The organism is Kitasatospora sp. NPDC101155 (genome assembly GCF_044768305.1).
GTDB lineage: Bacteria > Actinomycetota > Actinomycetes > Streptomycetales > Streptomycetaceae > Kitasatospora.
Window position 1 is genome coordinate 1 of the sequence record NZ_JBIWPN010000133.1, and the last position, 4,063, is coordinate 4,063.

Annotated in this window: 4 protein-coding genes and 1 pseudogene; 3 read left to right on the top strand and 2 right to left on the bottom strand. The window is 71.5% G+C overall.

Going from position 1 to position 4,063, the window contains the following annotated elements; translation table 11 throughout:
• Nucleotides 1–113: pseudogene (locus ACIRYZ_RS46250) on the bottom strand (electron transfer flavoprotein subunit beta); the annotation flags it as partial.
• Between the two features lie 262 nt (nucleotides 114–375).
• On the bottom strand, nucleotides 376–789 hold the full coding sequence (locus ACIRYZ_RS46255; RefSeq protein ID WP_387632330.1) for a thioredoxin family protein: 414 nt from the start codon (nucleotides 787–789) through the stop codon (nucleotides 376–378).
• A gap of 209 nt (nucleotides 790–998) precedes the next feature.
• Here ACIRYZ_RS46255 and ACIRYZ_RS46260 point away from each other — a divergent pair, with 209 nt between their 5' ends.
• From ACIRYZ_RS46260 to ACIRYZ_RS46270, 3 genes are all read left to right on the top strand, one after another.
• Nucleotides 999–1,424, top strand: a complete 426-nt coding sequence (locus tag ACIRYZ_RS46260) for a DUF4395 domain-containing protein (RefSeq protein WP_402955710.1) — start codon at nucleotides 999–1,001, stop codon at nucleotides 1,422–1,424.
• Nucleotides 1,425–1,695: 271 nt separating this feature from the next.
• Complete coding sequence (locus tag ACIRYZ_RS46265) at nucleotides 1,696–2,466, top strand: lysophospholipid acyltransferase family protein (RefSeq protein ID WP_402955713.1); 771 nt, start codon at nucleotides 1,696–1,698, stop codon at nucleotides 2,464–2,466.
• A 211-nt stretch (nucleotides 2,467–2,677) separates the two neighbouring features.
• Nucleotides 2,678–3,964: a TolB family protein gene (locus ACIRYZ_RS46270; protein ID WP_402955716.1), complete on the top strand. Its 1,287-nt coding sequence runs from the start codon at nucleotides 2,678–2,680 to the stop codon at nucleotides 3,962–3,964.
• Nucleotides 3,965–4,063 lie beyond the last annotated feature (99 nt).

The following is a 4,063-nucleotide window of genomic DNA, read 5'->3' on the forward strand; positions in this document are numbered from 1 at the left end:
TCCGACAGGAGGCCGTCCACGCCCTCCCGGTCGGTGGTGTGGTCGTCCGCGAAACGACGGTCACCCGTCGCGTCCGGCACGTACTTCACACAGACAACGATCCTCAAGCTCACGGCCTGTCTCCTGTACTGGTCTCGTCCGGCGGCTGCGGTGGTGCGAGCGGGCGCGACACACCACGCACCCGCTCCGGGCAGCGAGTTTCCCGTGCCGGTCCGGAACTTCCTGGCAGCATACTCGCCAGTAGCTCAGTGGTCACTACTGGCCAGTAGCTTACGCCGGGACGGCTGCACCACCGTTGCGCCCATCCTGCCCCAGGCGGGCACGGACTCCACCCCACGAGGTGGCCCAGACCGGCGCGCGAGCCCCCGTCGACCCTCAGACCGCCTGCCCCAGCGCCGCGATCACATCCGCCTTGCGCGGCATCCCCGCAGCCCGGCGCACCACCCGGCCACCCGCGTCCAACACCAGAACGGTCGGCGTCCGCAGCACCTCCAGCCGACGGACCAGCTCCAGCTGCGCCTCGGCGTCCACCTCGATGTGCGCGACCCCGTCGACCATCCCCGCCACCTCGGCGAGTACCCGCCGGGTGGCCCGGCACGGCTGGCAGAACGCGGTGGAGAACTGCACCAGCGTCGCCCGCTCACCGAGCGGCCCGCCCAGGTCGGCCTCCGACAGCCGTATCGCCTCGTCCTTGGTGCGCACCCTCAGCCTTCCGTCTCGCCCGACCCGCAGCAGACCGAACGTGGCAGCCACCGCCAGCACGACAACGCACACCACCGATCCGGTCATCCCCCCAGTCTGCGGCAGCGCGCGCGGCCCCCGAAAGAGAGGTCGACCGCCGACACCGGGCCCGCGTACGATCGGCCGGTGGATTCCGAGCGCACCGCACCGCCGTTGCTGACCTCCCGTCGCGTCGTCGACCTGGGGCGGGCCACCACCTCCCGCTGACATCGACGCGCCCCGCCGCAGCCGTCCGTCGCGACCCTCCCGGAGCCCCCGTGCAGACCGACCCCCGCGGTCCCCGCTTCTCCTCCGCGCTCAACGCCGTCGTCCTGGCGGCCGTCCTGATCACCGGCAGCGGCCTCCTCCTCGCCGCCCAGGCCCTGCTCTTCGCGCTCAGTGCCTGCGGCGGGTTGCGGCTCTCCCCGTACGGCCTGTTGTTCCGGGCCTTCGTCCTCCCCCGGCTGGCACCGCCCACCGCGACCGAGGACGAGCGGCCGCTGCGCTTCGCCCAGGGCGTCGGCCTGGTCTTCACCTCCGTGGGCACCCTCGGCTACCTCACCGGCGTCACCTGGCTCGGCCTGCTGGCCACCGCCTTCGCCCTGGCCGCGGCCTTCCTGAACGCCGCCTTCGGCTACTGCCTGGGCTGCGAGATGTACCCGATCGTGCGGCGCGCCCAGGGCCGCCTCGGCGCCGGGGCCTGACCGGCACCACCGCCCCGCCGCCGCGCCCACCACCCGCCCGCCGCGCCACCGGGTTCGGGGACCGGAAAAGTTCCCGGCCCGATTCATCACGGAGATCACACCGCGAATATTCGCTTGACCGCACGCCTCAGGTGACAGCAGGCACTCGTTCGGGGGATCATCTCCGTGTATCACCCGTGACCGCCGCGGCGTGCCGTGCTCCGGTCGGCCCCCTCGCAACGGCGCGGGTACCGCCGTACCGGGCTCCGGCCCGTGGAAGTCAGGACTGACCGTGGCAGAGTTCGTCTACCCGCCGGTGATCGGCGCCGCACTCACCGCCTTCCGTGCGCTCGACGTACGGATCAAGATCGTGGGTGCCGAGCACATTCCCGCCAAGGGCGGGGCAGTGCTGGTCAGCAATCACATCAGCTACCTGGACTTCCTCTTCGCCGGCCTGGGCGCCTACCGCGGCGGCAAGCGCAAGACCCGCTTCATGGCCAAGGACGACGTCTTCAAGCACCGCATCTCCGGCCCCCTGATGCGCGGCATGAAGCACATCCCGGTCGACCGCACCGACGGCCAGCCCGCCTACGAGGCCGCCGTGCGTGCCCTCAAGGCCGGCGAGGTCGTCGGGGTGTTCCCCGAGGCGACCATCAGCCGCTCGTTCATGCTGAAGAAGTTCAAGACCGGCGCGGCCCGGATGGCCGCCGACTCCGGCACCCCGCTGCTGCCCGTCGTGCTCTGGGGCACCCAGCAGCTCTGGACGAAGGGCCGTCCGAAGACCCTCACCAAGCGCCACGTCCCGGTGACGATCATGATCGGCGAACCGATTCACCTTGGCCCGAACGACAAGCCCGTGATGGTCACCAGAAAGCTGCGCGCCGCCATGAGCGAGATGCTCGACCAGGCCCAGCGCGAGTACCCCGGCAAGCCCTCCGGACCGGACGACACCTGGTGGCAGCCCGCCCACCTCGGTGGCACCGCGCCCACCCTGGAGGTCGCCGAGGCCGAGGACGAGGCGGAGGCCCTCGCCAAGGCCGAGCGCCGCGCCGCCCGGGGCTGACCGAATCCCACCTCCTACTCCGCGCGACCGAGTGAACTCGCTCCGTCGCGTGTCGCCCGGCCACCGACCCCCTCCTTCTGACACAGTGACAGCTCCTTCCAGGGGCCTCCGCCCCGGATCTCCTCCTTGATCCGGGACGGAGCACACGTCAGAACGGTCGGAAAGGTCGAAAACGGAGATGGCACGGATCACCGGCACACGGCAGTCCCCCATGAGCAAGGCCCGCACTCGCGCAACCGCCGGTGCGGGCCTTCTGCTTCTGGGCACCCTGCTCACCGGCTGCGGGGCCGAGCCCGGGGAGATCCCGCTGTCCGAGATCCGCCCGGAGTCCCCCACCGCCACCCCCGAGCCGACCTCTTCCGCTACCCCCGATGCGGTCGCCGCCGCGGCCGCCACGCCCGCGCACAACGGACTGATCGTCAGCCGGGCCTACACCGACGCGCGCCGCACCACCAGCGCCATCGTCACCCTCGCCCCCGACGGCACCGCCCAGCAGCAGGTCACCCAACCGCCCGACCGCGCCCGCGACGACCGCCCCGACTGGTCCCCCGACGGCGGCGCCATCGCCTTCGACCGAACCGATCTGCAGAGCGGTACCGCCCGCCTCTGGACGGTCTCCGCCACCGGCGACAACGCCCACCAGATCAGCCAACTCTGCGACACCAGCAGCGGCACCGCCGACTGCGCCAACGAGGACGAACGCGCCCCCGCCTACTCCCCGGACGGCAAGCAGCTCGCCTTCAGCCGCTCCTGGGGTGCCCTCGACCAGGCCCACACCAACCAGATCCAGTACTCGGACCTCTACCTGATGAGCCCCGACGGCACCAACGTCCAGCGGCTCACCTTCCTCACCAACGACAAGCCGTACTCCGGTGCCGTCAGCAACCCCAGCTGGTCCCCCGACGGCAAGCAGCTCACCTTCGAGTACCACACCAGCGCCACCGGACAGCCCGCCAACAGCCGCGCCATCTACATCGTCAGCGCCGACGGCACCGGGCTCCGCCAACTCACCCCCTGGGAACTGCGCGCCGGCGACCGCGCGAGCTGGTCCCCCGACGGCACCCAGATCCTCTTCACCACCTACCCGGACGGCCCCGACAACACCCCCGGCGGCGGCATCTACACCGTCCACCCCGACGGCAGCGCCATCGGCGCCCTCACCCCCGCCCCCTCCAACACCTCCTACGGCACCGCCGCCTACGCGCCCGACGGCAAGTCCATCGTCTTCACCCAGGCCCCCGCGGGCTCCGGCCCCGACCTCTACAGCATGCAGCCGGACGGTACGGGCGTCGCCCGGCTCACCAACAGCGCCGACAAGTGGCTCGGCCGGCCTGCTTGGGGAACGGCAGCGGCGCCGGTGCAGGCATCCCAGACACCGCAGGCACCGCAGGCATCCCAAGCGCCCCAGTCGGATGCCCCGACGGCATCTGCCGAGGCGACGCCGAGTCAGGCACAAGGGCAGCCGCAGGACGGGGAGGACGCCCCTCAGGAGCACTGACCCGAAACGCGAAAAGGCCCCACCCGGAAACCGGGTGGGGCCTTTTCTGAATGATTGTTCGGCGGCGTCCTACTCTCCCACAGGGTCCCCCCTGCAGTA